Annotated in this window: 11 protein-coding genes and 1 riboswitch; of the genes, 7 read left to right on the top strand and 4 right to left on the bottom strand. The window is 68.8% G+C overall.

Translation table 11 applies throughout. The features are described 5' to 3' along the window. Window positions 1-7: 7 nt before the first annotated feature. Window positions 8-1,588 carry a BCCT family transporter gene (locus tag Q7W82_RS18930; RefSeq protein WP_242160523.1) on the bottom strand — a complete coding sequence of 527 codons (1,581 nt, stop codon included), beginning with the start codon at window positions 1,586-1,588 and terminating at the stop codon, window positions 8-10. 333 nt (window positions 1,589-1,921) lie between these two features. On the opposite strand from Q7W82_RS18930, the gene Q7W82_RS18925 reads away from it, so the two are divergent. The 6 genes from Q7W82_RS18925 (at window position 1,922) to Q7W82_RS18900 (ending at window position 13,455) form a co-directional block, all read left to right on the top strand. Continuing rightward, window positions 1,922-3,778: a methyl-accepting chemotaxis protein gene (locus Q7W82_RS18925; RefSeq protein ID WP_242160524.1), complete on the top strand. Its 1,857-nt coding sequence runs from the start codon at window positions 1,922-1,924 to the stop codon at window positions 3,776-3,778. A gap of 220 nt (window positions 3,779-3,998) precedes the next feature. Next, a riboswitch (TPP riboswitch) is annotated at window positions 3,999-4,099 on the top strand. Window positions 4,100-4,210: 111 nt separating this feature from the next. After that, complete coding sequence (gene thiC / locus Q7W82_RS18920; RefSeq protein WP_242160525.1) at window positions 4,211-6,088, top strand: phosphomethylpyrimidine synthase ThiC; 1,878 nt, start codon at window positions 4,211-4,213, stop codon at window positions 6,086-6,088. A 197-nt stretch (window positions 6,089-6,285) separates the two neighbouring features. Next, entirely contained in the window at window positions 6,286-6,951 is a 666-nt protein-coding gene (locus Q7W82_RS18915) for an ion channel (RefSeq protein ID WP_242160526.1), read from the top strand. Between the two features lie 263 nt (window positions 6,952-7,214). Next, window positions 7,215-9,533, top strand: coding sequence for a winged helix-turn-helix domain-containing protein (locus Q7W82_RS18910; RefSeq protein ID WP_242160527.1), 2,319 nt, complete (start codon window positions 7,215-7,217; stop codon window positions 9,531-9,533). A 120-nt stretch (window positions 9,534-9,653) separates the two neighbouring features. Next, window positions 9,654-10,550, top strand: coding sequence for a helix-turn-helix transcriptional regulator (locus Q7W82_RS18905; protein ID WP_242160528.1), 897 nt, complete (start codon window positions 9,654-9,656; stop codon window positions 10,548-10,550). Between the two features lie 49 nt (window positions 10,551-10,599). Continuing rightward, window positions 10,600-13,455, top strand: coding sequence for a TonB-dependent receptor (locus tag Q7W82_RS18900; RefSeq protein WP_242160529.1), 2,856 nt, complete (start codon window positions 10,600-10,602; stop codon window positions 13,453-13,455). Between the two features lie 245 nt (window positions 13,456-13,700). Here Q7W82_RS18900 and Q7W82_RS18895 read toward each other — a convergent pair whose 3' ends face one another. From Q7W82_RS18895 to ppa, 3 genes are all read right to left on the bottom strand, one after another. After that, window positions 13,701-14,495 carry an isocitrate lyase/phosphoenolpyruvate mutase family protein gene (locus tag Q7W82_RS18895; protein WP_242160530.1) on the bottom strand — a complete coding sequence of 265 codons (795 nt, stop codon included), beginning with the start codon at window positions 14,493-14,495 and terminating at the stop codon, window positions 13,701-13,703. A 500-nt stretch (window positions 14,496-14,995) separates the two neighbouring features. Next, entirely contained in the window at window positions 14,996-16,111 is a 1,116-nt protein-coding gene (locus tag Q7W82_RS18890; protein WP_242160531.1) for an HDOD domain-containing protein, read from the bottom strand. 156 nt (window positions 16,112-16,267) lie between these two features. Then, complete coding sequence (gene ppa / locus Q7W82_RS18885; RefSeq protein WP_017917485.1) at window positions 16,268-16,801, bottom strand: inorganic diphosphatase; 534 nt, start codon at window positions 16,799-16,801, stop codon at window positions 16,268-16,270. Window positions 16,802-16,999: 198 nt separating this feature from the next. Between ppa and Q7W82_RS18880 the strand changes: the two genes are divergently transcribed. Further along, window positions 17,000-17,488: a hypothetical protein gene (locus Q7W82_RS18880; protein WP_242160532.1), complete on the top strand. Its 489-nt coding sequence runs from the start codon at window positions 17,000-17,002 to the stop codon at window positions 17,486-17,488.

Genomic DNA, 17,488 nt, shown 5'->3' with positions numbered 1-17,488 from the left:
GCGGGGTTCATGCCTGTTCGCGGGGCGGCGCCGGGTCGGTGCCGTCGCGCTGCGCCTGCGCGGCCTGTTCGCGCGCGATCCATGCCTCGATCATGTGCCGCGCGCGCTGCGCCTTGCGGCGTTCGCGGTTGGACTCGGCATCGAGCACGCGGTACAGCGACACGATCACCAACACCATCAGCAGGGCGAACGGCAATGCCGCGATGGTGATCATGCCCTGCAGCGCATCCAGGCCGCCGGCCAGCAACAGCACCGCGGCGATCAGCGCCACCGCCACGCCCCACACCAGCTTGCGCGCCAGCGGCGGGTCGCCGGCTTCGTCGGTGGACATGCTGGCCAGCACCAGCACCGCCGAGTCGGCGGAGCTGACGAAGAAGATCATCAGCAGCAACAGCGCCGCGCTCGACAGCAGCAGCGAGCCGGGCAGGCTGTCGAACAGCGTGAACAACACCGTCTCGTAGCCGTTGTGCAGCGCCTGCAGCATGTCGACGTGACCGAACAACTGCGACCACAGCGCGGTGCCGCCGAACACCGAGAACCACAGGAAGCCGAGCAGGGTCGGTGCCAGCACCACGCCGATGACGAATTCGCGCGCGCTGCGGCCGCGCGAGACGCGGGCGATGAAGGCGCCGACGAACGGCGCCCAGGCGATCCACCATGCCCAGTAGAAGATGGTCCAGTCCGCCACCCAGCGGCTGCCGGAAAACGGCGACATGCGCAGGCTCATCGTCACCAGCTGGTTGAGGTAGGCGCCCAGCGTGGTGGTGAAGGTGTCGAAGATGAAGCCGGTGGGGCCGAGCACCAGCACCGCGGCCAGCAGCAGCGCCGCCAGGGCCAGATTGAAGTTGGACAGCCACTTGATGCCGCGCTCCACGCCGCTGCTGGTCGAGGCCATGTACAGCACGAAGGCCACCGCGATCACCGCCATCTGCACCGGGATGCCGGCGTGTACGCCGAACACGCGTTGCAGGCCGGCGGCGATCTGGATGGTGCCGAAGCCCAGCGTGGTGGCCACGCCGACCGCGGTGGCGACCACGGCGGCGATGTTCACGCTCTGTCCGATCCAGCCGCGGTGGTGGCGGCCGATCACCGGCTGCAGCATGTCGCTGACCAGGCCGCGGCCGTTGCGGTTGTACTGGAACCAGGCCATCGCCAGGCCGATCAGGCCGTAGATCGCCCAGGGATGCAGGCCCCAGTGGAAGAACGCATAGCGCATCGACGCGCGCGCCGCCTCCATGCTCTGCGGCGCCAGGCCCTCCGGCGGTTCGAGGAAATGCGAGATCGGTTCGGCCGCGCCCCAGAACACCAGGCCGATGCCCATGCCCGCGGCGAACAGCATCGACAGCCAGCTGCCGCGCGAGAAATCCGGTTCGGCGTCTTCGCCGCCGATGCGCAGGGTGCCGAAGCGGCCGAAGGCCAGGTACAGCAGGAAGCTCAAGGTCAGGAACACGATCAGCAGGTACATCCAGCCGGCGCCGCGGACCACCTCCACCAGTGCCGCCTGCACCAGCGTATTGAACGGCCCCGGCGCAATGCCGGCGATCAGGACCAGCAGCGCCACCAGGGCGATGGAAATGCGGAACACCATTGGGGGAGCGTCTCCAGTCGTGGATCGTGCAAGCGCGCGCCGGCGTTCGCGCACGCGGACAGGGATGCCGGCGCGGGTGCGCAGCCGCGTGTGGGCCAATGCGGCGAAGCGCGGTGCCGGCGCGTTGATGCAGCGCACCAATCCAGCCCTCGGTCTCCGAGATCGCACCGGGCTGGGCGTGGCCCGATCCTCGCGAAGGCGGTGTCATGGCCGCGTCGTCAACCTGTCTGCGGCCACGCCGCAGCGCTTGATAAGGATTCCGGTTGCGACGGCTGCCACTGCGAGCGCAGGGTGGGAGCCGATACCATGGGCGCAGCACCGAGGGAGACGACGATGGCCTTGTTCTCACGCAGCCCGGAAGTCGATGCTGCACCCGCGGCCGGCTTGCCGGACGCCCCGATCGCCCTGCTGCGGCTGGAACCGGACGGCCGCATCAGTGCCGCCAACCGCGCGGCCCTGGACCTGCTGGGAGTGACGGCGCAGACCTTGCTCGGCGCCACCAGCGAGGCGATCTGGGGCCTGCCGCTGGCCGCCCTGGTCGACGCCGAAGGCAGCTGGCTGGCGCCGGGGGCCGATCCCACGCGCCGCGTGCGTTACCAGCGCGATCGCGATCGCGGCGGCCAGGGCTGGCTGCTGTCGCTGCCGCATCCGGAAACCGCCGCGCTGCTGCGCGATGTCGCCCTGCTCGGCGCCGGCCAGGCACAGGGCGCGATCAGCCCGGCGCTGCAGGCGCTGGCGCAACGGGTCCACGAGGGCGCGGCCGCGCAGGCGCTGCTGGATCGGGTCGGCGAGCGGCTGACCGGCTGCGATCTGGACCTGGGGCTGCAGACGCCGCTGTCGGCGCAGGAGACCGAGGCGATGCCGGGGCGGCGCCTGTCGGCCGGCTTCGGCAATCTGGCCGAGGCGATCCGCCAGGCGGTGGCGCTGTCGCTGCAGATCGCCGCCGACGTGCCGCACGTGGTGGCCGAGAACGACGAGCTGGCGCGGCAATCGCAGACCCAACTGGATGCCTTGCAGACGGTGCTGGCCACCACCCGGCAACTGCTGCAGGGGTTGCACGAGATGGATCGCGACCTGCGCGCGGTGATCGCGGTGGCGGCCAGCGCCGACGACAGCGCACGCCAGGGCGTGGAGGCGGCGCGGACCCTGGGCCAGGCGATGCAGGAGGTGGCGCGGCGTTCGGCGCGCGCCAACCAGGTCATCGAGGTGATCGATTCGGTCGCGTTCCAGACCAACATCCTCTCGATCAACGCCAGCATCGAGGCGGTGCACGCCGGCCCGGCCGGGCGCGGCTTCGCGGTGGTCGCCACCGAGATCCGGCAACTGGCCGAACGCGCCGCCACCGCGGCGCGCGACGTGCGCAGCATCATCGGCGAGACCGGTGTGGCCCTGCAGGACAGCGCGGCCTCGGCGCAGCGCACCGAACAGGTGCTGGGCGGCATCGGCGAACTGCTCGGCCGCGCCAGCGCGGCGATGGACGCGGTGGCCGGTCGCATCGCCACCCAGAGCGGGGAGATCGGCGGCATCGACCGGGCCGTCGAACACGTGGTCGGACTCAGCCGCAGCAACCTGGAGCATGCCGCGCGGGTGGTGCAGCGCAGCGCCGACCTGGCGGCCGGCAGCGAGACCCTGCACGACTGCGTGAACCTGTTCCGCTTGCCGGCCGATCCGATGCAGCAGCCTCGGCATGCGCGGGTGCGCGATCTGGCCAGGGCTGCCGCCGTCGGTATCGGCCAGGCATTCGAGGCCGCGTTGGCGCGGGGGCGCATCGCCGAGGATGCGCTGTTCGCCACCGACTATGTCCCGATCCCGGGCATCGACCCGCCCAAGTACCGCACCGCCTTCGATGCACTGTGCGACGAACTGCTGCCGCCGCTGCAGGAGCCGTTGCTGGCCGCGCATCCGTGGATCGTGTTCGCGATCTGCGCGAACGTCGACGGCTACGTGCCGACCCACAATCTGCGCTTCAGCCAGCCGCTCAGCGGCGACCGCGCGCGCGATCTGGTCGGCAACCGCACCAAGCGCATCTTCAGCGACCGGGTCGGCCGCAACGTCGGCCGCCACACCGAACCCTATCTGCTGCAGGTCTATCGGCGCGACACCGGGCAGATCCTGTTCGACCTGTCGGTCCCGGTGCAGGTGCGCGGGCGCCACTGGGGCGGGCTGCGCGTGGCCTACGTGCTCGAGTGAGCCCGCGCGGCACGCGGCACGCGGGCAAAAAAATGCCGCCGGCAGGGCCGGCGGCGATGAGAGAGAGCCCTGATTCTTGTGCGTGCAGGCTAGGCCGGCCAGGTGGCCGCGGTTTGTCGCCGGCGGCGTGGAGTGTGGCGGTGCTGACACATGCGCAGGGCGGCTGTGCCGGCGTTCAGGCGCGCCGGTTGGCGGCCAGCGGCGGAAACGGGTCTAATACCCGCAGAAGCGGGGGTACCGCCGGCGCAGGCCGCGGTTGAGACAGTCCCTTCGAACCTGATCCGGTTGATACCGGCGTAGGGAAGCTTCGCAAGTCCGCCGCGGGCGCCTCTGCGCACGTGGCGGGCCCGCGCCGCCGCTTCGTCCGAGATGCGAGTCCGCTCGCACCCGTCCCGCCTCCGCCGCGGGTCACTTGAACCAGGACGAACGCCGATGAACGCCGTACCCAATCCGCTGCAGCAGCAGACCGATACCTTGTCCGCGGCGGTGACCCGCCCGATTCCCGGCTCGCGCAAGATCTTCGTGCAGGGCTCCCGCGCCGACCTGCAGGTGCCGATGCGCGAGATCGCGCTGACCCGCACGCCCACCGTGTTCGGCGGCGAGGAGAACGCCCCGCTCACCGTCTACGACACCTCCGGGCCCTACACCGATCCGCAGGCACGGATTGATCTCGGCGCCGGCCTGGTGCCGTTGCGCGCCGCCTGGATCGCCGAGCGCGGCGACAGCGTCGCGCTGGCCGGGCTGAGTTCGCAGTTCGGCCGCGCGCGCGAGGACGATGCACGCCTGCAGGCGGTGCGCTTCCCGGCCCGGCGCCTGCCGCGGCGCGCCCGCGATGGCGCCAACGTCACCCAGATGCACTACGCGCGGCGCGGCATCGTCACCCCGGAAATGGAGTTCGTGGCGATTCGCGAGAACCAGCGCCTGCAGGACCTGCGCGATGCGCAACTGCGCGTGCAGCATCCCGGCGAGGCGTTCGGCGCCGACATCCCGCAGCAGATCACGCCCGAGTTCGTGCGCGCGGAGATCGCCCGCGGCCGCGCCATCCTGCCGTGCAACATCAACCACCCGGAAAGCGAGCCGATGATCATCGGCCGCAACTTCCTGACCAAGATCAACGCCAACATCGGCAACAGCGCGGTCAGTTCCGGCATCGCCGAGGAAGTGGAGAAGCTGGTGTGGGCGATCCGCTGGGGCGGGGACACGGTGATGGACCTGTCCACCGGCAAGCACATCCACGAGACCCGCGAGTGGATCGTGCGCAACGCGCCGGTGCCGATCGGCACCGTGCCGATCTACCAGGCGCTGGAGAAAGTGGACGGCCGCGCCGAGGAACTGACCTGGGAGATCTTCCGCGACACCCTGATCGAGCAGGCCGAACAAGGCGTGGACTACTTCACCATCCATGCCGGGGTGCTGCTGCGCTACGTGCCGCTGACCGCAAAACGCGTCACCGGCATCGTCTCGCGCGGCGGCTCGATCCTGGCCAAGTGGTGCCTGGCGCACCATCGCGAGAACTTCCTCTACACCCACTTCGAGGACATCTGCGAGATCATGAAGGCCTACGACGTGGCCTTCTCGCTGGGCGATGGCCTGCGCCCCGGCTGCATCGCCGACGCCAACGACGCTGCGCAGTTCGGCGAACTGGAGACGCTGGGCGAATTGACCAGGATCGCCTGGAAGCACGACGTGCAGACCATGATCGAAGGCCCCGGCCACGTGCCGATGCAGTTGATCAAGGAGAACATGGACAAGCAGCTGCGCGAATGCGGCGAGGCGCCGTTCTACACGCTGGGACCGCTGACCACCGACATCGCGCCGGGCTACGACCACATCACCTCGGCGATCGGCGCGGCGACGATCGGCTGGTTCGGCACCGCGATGCTGTGCTACGTCACGCCGAAGGAGCATCTGGGCCTGCCCAACCGCGCCGACGTGCGCGACGGCATCATGGCCTACAAGATCGCCGCGCACGCCGCGGACCTGGCCAAGGGCCATCCCGGTGCGCAGGTGCGCGACAACGCCCTGTCCAAGGCGCGCTTCGAGTTCCGCTGGGACGACCAGTTCCATCTCGGCCTGGATCCGGAGAAGGCGCGCGAGTTCCACGACGAGACACTGCCCAAAGACGCGCACAAGCTGGCGCACTTCTGTTCCATGTGCGGGCCGCATTTCTGTTCGATGAAGATCACCCAGGACGTGCGCGACTACGCCGCCGAACACGGTGTCGACGCCGAGGCGGCCCTGCATGCCGGCATGGTGGAGAAGTCGGCGCAGTTCCTGGCGGCCGGGGCGCAGGTGTACCGCGCCGAGTGAGGTGCAGCGGTCTGCGTGTGGTCTGCCGACCGCTGATCACTGACCACTGACTTGGCGCTTGCGGTGGCCGCATGCGCTTGTGCACCGCCACGCCCGGGGTGCACAAGCGCGGCAGGTGCGGCGTGCGTCCAAGGTCATGACCACGGCGCCTTGCGCGCGCATTTATGATGCGCGCTGGTCGCCACAGGGAATGTCTCATGCTGCGCTATGCGTTCGCGCTGCGTCGCCATCCGTCCGCACTGTTGCTCGCGGTGCAACTGCTGGGCGTGCTGCTGTATCCGTGGATGGAGGACACCGCGGCCGGACGCGCGCTGTTCGGCGCGTTCGGCATCGTGGTGCTGGCGCTGGCGTTATGGGTGGTCAACCGGGGGCCGTCGGCGCTGTGGATCGCCTGCTGCCTGGCGCTGCCGTCGGTGGCGCTGTCGATCGCCGCGGCCTTGCTCGGCAACCCGGCGATGACCGCCTGGGCGCAGTTGCTGGAAAGCCTGCTGTACTTCTATACGGCCGGCAGCCTGATCGCCTACATGCTGCAGGACCACGTGGTGACCCGCGACGAGCTTTATGCCGCCGGCGCCACCTTCACCCTGCTGGCCTGGGCGTTCGCGTTCGTCTTCGCGGTGTGCCAGCAATGGTGGCCGGGCAGCTTCACCGCAGCGGTGGACGCAGTCTCGCCGCGGACCTGGATGGAATTGCTGTATCTGAGCTTCAGCGTGCTGTCGGGCGTGGGCCTGAGCGACGTGGTGCCGGTGCAGCCGTTCGCGCGGGCGCTGGTGATGATCGAACAGTTTGTCGGTGTGATGTACATCGCGCTGGTGGTGTCGCGCCTGATTGGGCTCAGCGTCACACGTCAGATGAAGGTGTGAACGTGGCGTAAAAAAAAGCGCGCCCAGGGGCGCGCAGTCATGGAGCGATTATGTGAATTTCGTCGGCGGAGAGAGAGCCTGAATGCGTCGTCGCGGTTGGCGACGGCGACGACTAGAGTAGAATTCGCCGACATGCCGCGCTTGGCGGCATCCGCTGCCTCGTTTTGCCGAGTTTGCTCGTTGGCCTCTGTTGCGAGGCCACGCGTGGCCGCGCCGCCGCCGCATCCGCGGCACTTTCCTCACGGCGTTCTTCGTTGTCCAACATGGTTTTCTCATCGTTCGCCACACCGCCGCTTCCGCAACGGATGCAGGTCGGCGATTGCCTGGTGCTGCTGTCCTTGCGGGAAGTGCATGCGCCACGCGCGCGCCGACCGCAACGGCTCACGCCCAAGGCGATGGGCGTGCTGCGGGTGTTGCTGGCGCAACCGGGCCAGGTGGTGGAGCGCGAGGCGTTGTTGGCGCAGGTCTGGCCGGACACGCAGCCGACCAACGATGTGGTGACCCAGGCCATCACCCAGTTGCGCAAGGCCTTCGCCGCAGGCGAGCGCGGCGAGGCGCCCGTGTACATCGAGACCCTGGCCAAGAGCGGCTACCGCCTGGTGGCACCGGTGCAGGCCTTGCCCGACGTCGAGGCCGAGGCCGAGGCGGGCATGGCGGTGGCATCCGCTGGGGACGCGGACGACGTCGCGGCGCCTGACGCCGCCAGCGTGCCGGCGGCGCCGGCCGCGGTGCGACGGCGCCCGCCGCCGTGGCTGGCCGCCGCCGCCGGTGCGGCCGTCATGCTGGTTCTGGCGCTGGCCTGCTGGTGGTGGTTCGCCCGCGAACCCGTGCCTGCCGACAGCGCCGAACAGGAGCGGGTGCTGGGCAGCCCCAAGCGGCCGTATCGGCTGATCACCGCCACCTCCGGGTTCAAGCTGGAGCCGGCGCTGTCTCCGGATGGCGCGCAGGTGGCCTATGCCGCGCGCGCCATCGGCAGCGACGGCACGCAGTTGCTGGTGCAGCCGACCAGCGGCGGCGCCGGCAGTACCACGCCGCGCTCGCTGGGCGTCCCGGCCCGCGGCGAATCCGACCGGCTGCCGGCCTGGTCGCCCGATGGCACGCGCATCGCCTTCGCCCGACTCGGAGCGGAGCGGCAGTGCCGGGTCATGCTGGTGCAGGCCGACGGGCGCACGCCCGCGCGCGAGGTCGCGCGCTGTGACGACAGCGAATTGCTCAGCTTCGACTGGACCCCGGACGGCCATGGCCTGGTGTTCGGCAGCATGAACGGGCGCCCGGCCGCGCGCGGCATCCGCGTGCTGGATCTGGACAGCGGGCGGTGGAGGGCAGTGGATTATCCGGTCGCCGCCGGCGATTTCGATTACGCACCGCGTTACTCGCCGGACGGCAAATGGATCGCCTTCGTGCGCAATCCGCAGATGGGCGGGCTGTGGCGGATGCCGGCCGCAGGCGGCACCGCCGAGCCGCTGACCCATGAATTCGCCGAGATCCGCGGCTGGGACTGGGCGCGCGATGGGCGCGGCATCGTGTTCGGGCGCCGCGTCGATGGCGAGACCCGGCTGTACCGGCTGGACACCCAGACCCGGCGCCTGCGCGACCTGGGCCTGAGCGATGCGCAGGCGCCGCGCCTGGCCCGCGACGGTGGCAGCCTGGCATTCGTGCACCGGCGCCCGCAGTTCGCCGTGTACCGCATCCCGGCCGGCGCGGCGGACGTGCCCCGCGAGCGCCAACGGCTGTTCGCCTCCACCGGCCGCGACGGGCAGCCGAGCATCGCGCCGGACGGGCGCCAGCTCGCCTTCACCTCCGACCGCGACGGCAGCTATTCACTGTGGTGGGGCGACGTGACCCAGCCGGCGTCGCTGCGGCTGATCGAGGGCGTGCGCCCGGAAACCCGGCAGCCCCTGTCCTGGTCGGCCGACAGCCAGGCGCTCCTGGTCAGCGGCCGCGATGCGCAGGGCGCGTCGGCGATCTACGAGGTCCGGCCGCAGTCCGGCAGCGTGGCGGCCCTGCCGGTGCCTGCCGGCGAGCCGCTGCAGGCGCTGTACACCGCCGATCCCGGGCAATTGCTGGTGCTGCTGGGCGAGAGCGGGCGCACCCGCCTGCAGCTGTACGACCGGCGCGCCGTGCCGTGGCGACCCTTGGCGAGCCTGCCGGACGTGTCCCAGGTTCGCAGCGATCCCGCCACCGGGCAGATCCTGTTCACCCGGCTCGCGCGCAGCGGCCTGTGGCGCGCCGACGCCGGCCTGGACCTGGCCAGCGTGCGTGCCGTGGACGACACCCTGCCATCGCTGTGGCGCTACCGCAGCTGGGCGCTGGGCCCCGATGGCGCGGTGCATTACCTGTTCCAGACCGGCGAATGCGCCAGCCGCCTGGCGCGGATCGGCGGCGGCCTCGGTGCCAGCGTGTGCCTGGACCGCGACCATTTCAGCGCGGTCAACGGGTTCAGCATCGACCCGCGCAGTGGCGACGCCTATGTGTCGCTCGCGATCGAGGACGGCAGCGAGATCGGCTTCATCCGGATGCACGAGCAACCGGAATGGTTCTCGACCATTTCGCACAACTGGTTGATTCGCAAGGATATATAGGTTTCGTAAGTTGTTCGTAAGGGCGTCGTGGCGATTTCGGACAAATATCGCCGGGCCTTCCTGACCTGTCGCCACATTCGGCAAAGACTGCGCACCGGTTTACGTCAAACAGGTGCTCGGATGCGGCAATCTTTCCTGGTCGATCATGGACAACAGCTGGTACTGGACGCGGACGACGCGCCCGCCGGTCCCGCCTGCTTGGGCGCAGCCCGACTGGCCAGCGTGCAGGCGTCGGCGAACGCCTTCACGGTCTGGCTGCAGTTGCGCGGCAGCGCCTGGATCGAGGCCAAGGAGGGGCGTTTCGCCTTGCGCCGCGGCCAGTGGCTGGCCTTCGAACGCGATTCGCGTCCCCTGCTGCAGACCGACCGCGACGGCCTGTGCATCGGCCTGAGCCTGGACGGTGAGGCGCTGAAGGCCTTGGGGCGCATGGCCGACGAGACCCTGTATGCCGGGCGCGGCGAGCTGTCGTTGCGCGAGACGCGCACCGCGCTGCGCTTGTGGCGGCAGGCGGCGGCGCGGCCGGGCGACGCCTTGGCGATGCGGCCGGTGCTGCTGCATCTGGCGTCCATGCAGGGCGAGTTGTCGCGCCGCGTGCAGCGCTGTCCCGGGCGCTCGCGGATGCGCAAGCGCCAGGTGTTCGGGCGCATGCAGCGCGCGCGGCTGTATCTGGACGGCCATCGCGACCGCGTGGTGCGGATCAGCGAACTGGCCGAACTGACCAACTTCTCCGGTTGGTACCTGTCCAAGACGTTCCAGAGCCTGTACGAGGAAAGCCCGCAGGCGCTGTCGGCGCGCCTGCGCCTGGAGCGTGCGGCGGATCTGCTGCGCGAGACCACGATGATGATCGGCGAGGTGGCCGCGGCCAGCGGGTTCGACAACTGCTGCAGCTTCGCGCGGGCGTTCCGTGCGCGTTTCGGGGTGTCCGCCTCGCAATATCGGCATGGCACTACCGTGCCGCCAGAATCGGCAAAGTCTGCGAGCGGCAGCGGCAAAGCAGCCGCGCTCACCGGAACGTAACGTGCCGAGGGCGTCTTAACACGCCCCTAACGTTACCCTGGAGAGATTGATGAACCTTCGCACTCCCGCAGTGCGGCTGGGCTTGCTGCCCGCCAGCATCGCGATCGCGTTGACGCCGGCAATTGCCGGCGCGCAAGAAGCCGCCGCCTCGTCCACCACCACGCTGGACCGGATCGAAATCACCGGTTCGCGCATCCGTAGCGCCGACGTCGAAACCCAGCAGCCGATCCTGACCCTGGACCGCCAGGCGCTGGAGCGCCAGGGCTACACCTCGGTCGCCGACGTGCTGCAGAACCTGACCTCGGCCGGTTCCCCGGCGATCTCGCGCGCCGACGCGCTGGCCTCCGGCGAAAACGTCGGCGGCTACTACGTCGACCTGCGCAACCTCGGCGCCGAGCGCACCCTGGTGCTGCTGAACGGCAAGCGCCTGGGCGCCACCACCTCTGGCCTGCAGGACCTGAGCCAAGTGCCGATGGCGGCGATCGAGCGCATCGAAGTGCTGAAGGACGGCGCCTCGTCGATCTACGGCTCCGACGCCATCGCCGGCGTGGTCAACATCATCACCCGCAAGCGCTTCGACGGCGCCGAGGCCTCGGCCGAGTTCGGCCAGTTCGGCGAAGGCGACGGCAAGACCTCGCAGTACTCCTTCACCATCGGGACCCAGGGCGAGCGCGGTGGCGTGGCGCTGACCGCCGAGTACTCCAAGCAGGATCCGGTGTTCGCCAAGAACCGTTGGTTCAGCCGCGACGGCAGCCGTGGCCCGAACTCCACGCCGAGCAGCTGGAGCCCGATCAGCCAGAACGGCAGCTGGTGCAACCCGCTGACCGTCGATTGCTCGGATCCGGACGTGGCGGTGTGGCAGACCCTGAACCAGGGCGGCAACCCGAACAACCCGGCCGACTACCACCCGCTGACGGCGGCCGAGCGCGCCAACTCCAACCAGCAGATGATGGTGCAGACCGGCGTCGAGCGTAAGTCGGTGTTCGCCAACGCGAACTACGACCTGACCGACTCCATCGTCTTCAACGCCGACGTGCTCTACAACGAGCGCACCACCGATCAGCAGATCGCCGGCTACCCGTACCAGTCCGCCGCGTTCGGCACCCCGCTGGCCGGCGACAGCGCGTTCAACCCGATCGGCCAGGACATCGACTTCCGCCGCCGCCTGTGGGAAGTGCCGCGCACCACCGAGAGCAAGCTGAAGACCACGCGCTTCGCGCCGACCATCAGCGGCTCCTTCGAGTTCGCCGACAAGAGCTGGGACTGGGACGTCGGTGCGCTGTGGAACCGCAACGAGAGCACCAAGACCGGTCACGGCGACATGAGCCTGATCGCGGCGCGCCAGGCGCTGGGTTCGTCCTTCATCAACGCCAACGGCGTCGCCCAGTGCGGCACCGCCGCCGCGCCGGTGTCGCTGAGCGCCTGCCGTCCGTGGAACCCGCTGCTGCCGTACGGCGTGGCCGGCCCGGGCTCGCTGGCCGATGCGGACACGCAGGCCTTCCTGTTCCCGTACTTCACCGACACCGGCCTGACCAAGACCACCAGCTACACCGCCAACCTGAGCGGCACGCTGGCGACCCTGCCGGCGGGCGACCTCGGCATCGCGGTCGGCTACGAGCACCGCAAGGAAGAAGGCCGCTTCTCGCCGGACGCCTTCGCGCAGTCGGGTGAGAGCACCGGCCTGGGCGCCAAGACCACCGCCGGCAACTACGACCTGGACGAGTTCTACCTCGAGTTGAACGTGCCGATCCTGGCCGACATGGCGTTCGCCAAGCAGCTGACCCTGAACCTGGCCAGCCGCTACTCCGACTACAGCAACTTCGGCGACACGGTGAACTCCAAGTTCGGCTTCACCTGGAAGCCGATCGACGAGCTGCTGGTCCGCGGCACCTACGCCGAGGGCTTCCGCGCCCCGACGATCAGCGATCTGTACGGCGGCCTGAGCAGCAGCTTCGAGTCCTACGTCGATCCGTGCGGCGTGGGCGCGCCGAACAGCGTCAACGGCAATGCGGCGTGTTCCGCGGCCGGCGTGCCGGTCGGCTACACCCAGCTGGGCCAGGGCTACGTGCCGTGCACCACCTATCCGTGCCAGACCCCGGACGAGTTCATCAGCGGCTCCAACCCGAACCTGAAGCCGGAAACCTCCACCAGCAAGACCGCCGGTCTGGTGTGGAGCCCGCGCTGGGTGCAGGGCCTGGACATCTCGCTGGATTGGTACCGCTACGAGATCAAGGACATGATCATCGCCGATAGCGTGGACCGCATCCTGCGCGACTGCTACGTGCTGGGCAATGCCGAGCGCTGCGCCGGCGTGACCCGCGCCGCCGACGGCCACATCTCGGCGATGACCTACGGCGTGGCCAACCTCGGCCAGATGGAGACCGAAGGCTACGATCTGGGCATCCGCTACCGTCTGCCGGAAATGGCGTTCGGCAAGATCATGATCGACTGGCAGACCAGCTACGTCAGCAAGTACGACGAAGCCGGCCAGAACGCCGCGGGCGACAACATCACGATCGGCCGCGTCGGCGAGCCGGGCATCTTCCGCGTGCGTTCCAACCTGGGCGTGAACTGGACGATGGGCGACTTCGGTGTGAACTACACCCTGCGCTACTACTCCGGCATGAAGGAAAGCTGCATCTCGCTGGCCACGGACTACTGCGATGCGCCGGACCACTTCGCCAACGGCGAATCCGATCCGCTGCGTCACACCGGCTCCAACACCTTCCACGACCTGCAGGTCAACTGGAAGGCGCCGTGGGACGCGACGATCGCCATCGGTGCGAACAACGTGTTCGACCACCGCGGTCCGCTGATGTACTCGGCCCCGGACAGCAGCTTCGCCTACTACGGCGGCTTCGACATCGGTCGCTACGTGTACATGAAGTACACCCAGCGCTTCTGATCGAGCTGTTGGCGTGACACGAAGACGGGCCGCAAGGCCCGTCTTTTTTTTCACCCAACTGAGGGGAGGCAGGCACACGGCTGACCCGATAAGGTTGGGGCTGTCGAGGCTGCCGCGATGGCGCCTACGTCTTCCTCAAGATCCGCGCCGCTTTGCCCGGTGTCGGGGGAAACATCCTTGATGTCTGGTATGAGCGCAGCGGCCCGCCTGGGCAATGCGTCGCCGTGTCCATGGCGGCTACCGTTCTACGAAAGGAGTTGGTTGAGGCTGGCGTACTCGAGGCCAGCGCGGGGCACGCTGGAAAAGTTGCCGGCCAGGAAGCTCTCGACACTGCCCACGCCGGTGCCGAAAGAGTGCTGGAACAGCGCCGGGCCGGCGCTGATCCGACGCACACCGGCCTCGCGCAATGCTTGCAGCGGCGGTAGCCCGGGAACGGTCATTACGTTGAGCGGCATCGGGACTCTTGCCGCGATTTCGGCAATGTCCTTGATAGCGGTGATGCCTGGCACGAAGCCGCCGTCTGCACCTGCGCGCCGGTAGCAAGACAAGCGGTGGATCGCCATGTCCACCCCATCACGCCCGGAAGCGAGGACGCCCAAGTAAACGTCGGTGCGTGCATTGATGAACAGAGGCGTGTCGCCGAGAGCCTGACGGGCCATGCGGATCTTCTCCATCAATAGCTCGGGCGTACCCGCACCATCTTCCAGATTGATCCCGACCGCACCGATGGCCGCGATTTCCTTCGCCAGCTCCGCCACGGCGTGCGGGTCGTCGCTATAGCCGTCCTCCAGATCGATACTGACCGGAACTGACGAGACACGGGCAATGGCGCGTACCTGATGCAATAGTGCATCGAGTGGTAGTGCACCGCCATCGGCATAGCCGCAAGCCCAAGCCAGAGCCGCGCTGCTGGTACCGATGGCTGGAGCGCCTGCCCGTTGCCAGAGTGCTGCGCTGACGGCATCCCAAGCGTTGGCGATTAACAGGGGGGTGTTGGTGCGATGAAGGTCTAAAAACCTGAAAAAAGCGGGTGCGCTCATGACGTGTTGCCTTAGGCGGACGAGTGGCCGAAATGTGGCATCGGCCGCGCTAAGTGTCTTGCCATTTTCGGACATCGACCTCGACAAACCGAAGCCTCACCTAGCGCTTGACTCGGTCGACTTGGCCGCGGCAGCGGACAGGCTCGGCCTGAATGAATCATCAGGCCGCTGCACTTGTAGCTGCCGCACCTATGCGATTGGCGAGGCGTGCCACCACCGGGCATGCCGCGGATACGTGTTGGCGCGAGTGCACCAGCGTTCGGTGCTGCCGCTGCAAGGCCTGCAGCATCCGCTCTCGGTGTACGAGGCCTTGCTGGACATGGCGCGATGGACCTGCAGCACGAGCGTCTCGCCGAGGTGTACGAGCAACGCAAGCTTCACCAGGCTGGGCAGTGACTGGCCGGCTCTGGTGCAGCAAGCGGTGCGCGAGGGCGCCCGCGTCGCCGACTTCCTGGAGCGTGCGCTCGCGAGCGGGCGGCGCGCGCGCACCACGGTCGGTCTTACGCCGAGGTCAGCCCCATCAGGTTCTCGGCCTGCTCGCGCCAGGTCGGCAACTTGCCGAGCATGCCGGTCTTGGCCAGGTATTCCTCGTCGACTTCCGAGCCGCTGGCCAGCGCCATCGCCACGTGCACAGCACCGGTGACCCAGAAGCTGCGGGTGCTGGAGCGCTGCGGCTGGCGATGGAAGGCCACCGCCTCGATGATCGGCATCGGCAGGCCCCACAGGCCGAGCAGGTAGGCGCCGGCCTCGGCATGGCCCGGCCGGGTGTCGTCGTCGCCGGTGGGCGGCTCGCGCTCGTCGCGCACGCCCGGCAACAGCAGGCCGATGTCGGCCAGCAGCGCCGCGGTCGACCCCAGCTCGACGCTGGAGGTCGGCAGCATCTTCGTGGCCAGCTTGGACGCCAGCAGCGAGCGCTGCTGCAGCGCGTTGCGCTCGGCGTTGGACAGCGCCTGCACCGAGAACACTTCGCTGGCCAGGACCAGGTCGCGCAGGGTGGCGGTGCCCAGGCGGGTCACGGCGGTGCGCAGGTCGGAAATGGTGCGGCCGTTGGAGAAGAACGCCGAATTGCACAGCTGCAGCACCTTGGCCGCGATCGCCGGGTCGGCCGAGACCAGCTTGGCCAGGTCGGCGGCATTGCTGCCTTCGTCCTGCTCCAGCGCGTGCATCAGGCTCAGGTACAGATGCGGCGGCGAGGGCAGCTTCTCGATGCGGCCGATGCTGGAACGCAGGCGCGGGTTGCCCAGCAGTTCCTGCAGTTCCTCCAGGCTGGTCACCGCCTCCAGCAGCATCTCCGGCGACAGCGGCAACGGCAGGAACCGGTGCGCCACGCCGATGATCCGCGCCGGCGGCGCGCGGTTGCTCTGTTCGGCTTCGATCAGCGCGATGCGGATGGTCTCCGGGCTCAGCGTGCGGATCTGGCCGAGCAGGGTGGCCGTGGTCAGGTCCGGCAGGGTCGGCGCGGCGATCACCGCATCCAGGCGCACGGTGGCTGCCGCGGCGATGGCGGCATTGCCGTCGGCGACGCTCTGGACCTGCCAGTCCTCGCCAAGATCGCGAATGTATTCAGTGACTTCGGACGGAAGGCTGGCTTCGTCGCCGACGAACAGGATGCGCAAGAGACTGTCCCCCAAGAAGAGCCAGGTCGCGGACGGACCGGGCTCGGTGATGCCATGGCGCAATGTACCGCAAACCCCGAAGGGCGGCGCCCCGGCAACGGCAAAACGTGAAACGGGTCAGCCACGGCGGGGCAGGGCCCCGCCACGGCGAGCGGCTCAGGCGCCGGCTTCGAAACGGGTCACGGACTCGCGCAGGATGCGCTTGGCCTCTTCGGCGTTGCCCCAGCCGTCGAGCTTGACCCACTTGCCCTTCTCCAGGTCCTTGTAGTGCTCGAAGAAGTGGCCGATGCGCTCCATCCAGTGGCCGGACACCTGGGTGATGTCCTCGATGTGCGCGTAGCCCTGGAACACCTTGGCCACCGGCACCGCCAGGATCTTCTCGTCGCTGCCGGCCTCGTCGCTCATCTTCAGCACGCCGACCGGGCGGCAGCGCACCACGCAGCCGGGCACCAGCGGCAGCGGCAGCACCACCAGCACGTCGGCCGGGTCGCCGTCGCCGCACAGGGTGTTGGGCACGTAGCCGTAGTTGCAGGGATAGCGCATCGGGGTGGAGAGGATGCGGTCGACGAAGATGGCGCCGCTGGCCTTGTCCACTTCGTACTTGACCGGTTCGGAATCCTTGGGGATTTCGATGACGACGTTGATTTCTTCCGGCAGGTTCTTGCCGGAGGTGACCAGTTCCAGACCCATGCGCTAGCTCCAGTGGAGTGGCTTCTAAAGAGGCAGGCATTCTAGTCGGTTGGCTGTTGCAATGCAGCGCACGCCCGTTCGGAGGATTCCTACAGCGGTTTCGGACTCCATACCGGCCCGCATGGGGTGCAGTCCGATGGTGCCGGCAACGGGCGGCGGCGACCCTGTGGCCACTGTCCCCCATCAAGGAGCAAGACGATGAACGGAATCCGGCGATCGATGTGGCCGCTGCTGGCGGTGCTGGTCCTGGCCTGCGGCGCTGCGCAGGCGCAGCAGGCGCAGCCGACCTATGTGGGTGCGATGGACTACCCGGCACCCGGCGAGGGCTGGGAGGCGTTCGCCGACCTGGAGCAACGGCTGGCGCACGACTTCGACCAGCTGTGCGGCGACACCTTCTGCGAAGGCGACTACAGCGACTACCGGCCGCTGCGCTATCGCTGCTCGGTGCGCCAGCGCGACGGGGTGATCGGCGAGTGCATCTGGAGCTTCGGTGCCAGCGAGGCCAGCATCGATCCGGACAGCGGCCAGGTGGTGGTCGATGCGCGGCTGTGGCATTGCCGCACGCCACTGCAACCGCAGACCCGGCTGCACGCGCTGTACACGGCGCTGTCGGGCGAGCGGCCGCTGTTCGCACCGCTGCCGCGCAGCGAGCGCAGCATCAACGACGGCCTGATCGACTGCCTGTAG

The sequence above is a fragment of the Xanthomonas indica genome, from assembly GCF_040529045.1.
In the GTDB taxonomy this organism is placed as follows: domain Bacteria; phylum Pseudomonadota; class Gammaproteobacteria; order Xanthomonadales; family Xanthomonadaceae; genus Xanthomonas_A; species Xanthomonas_A indica.
This window is presented reverse-complemented; position numbering and strand designations above follow the sequence as displayed.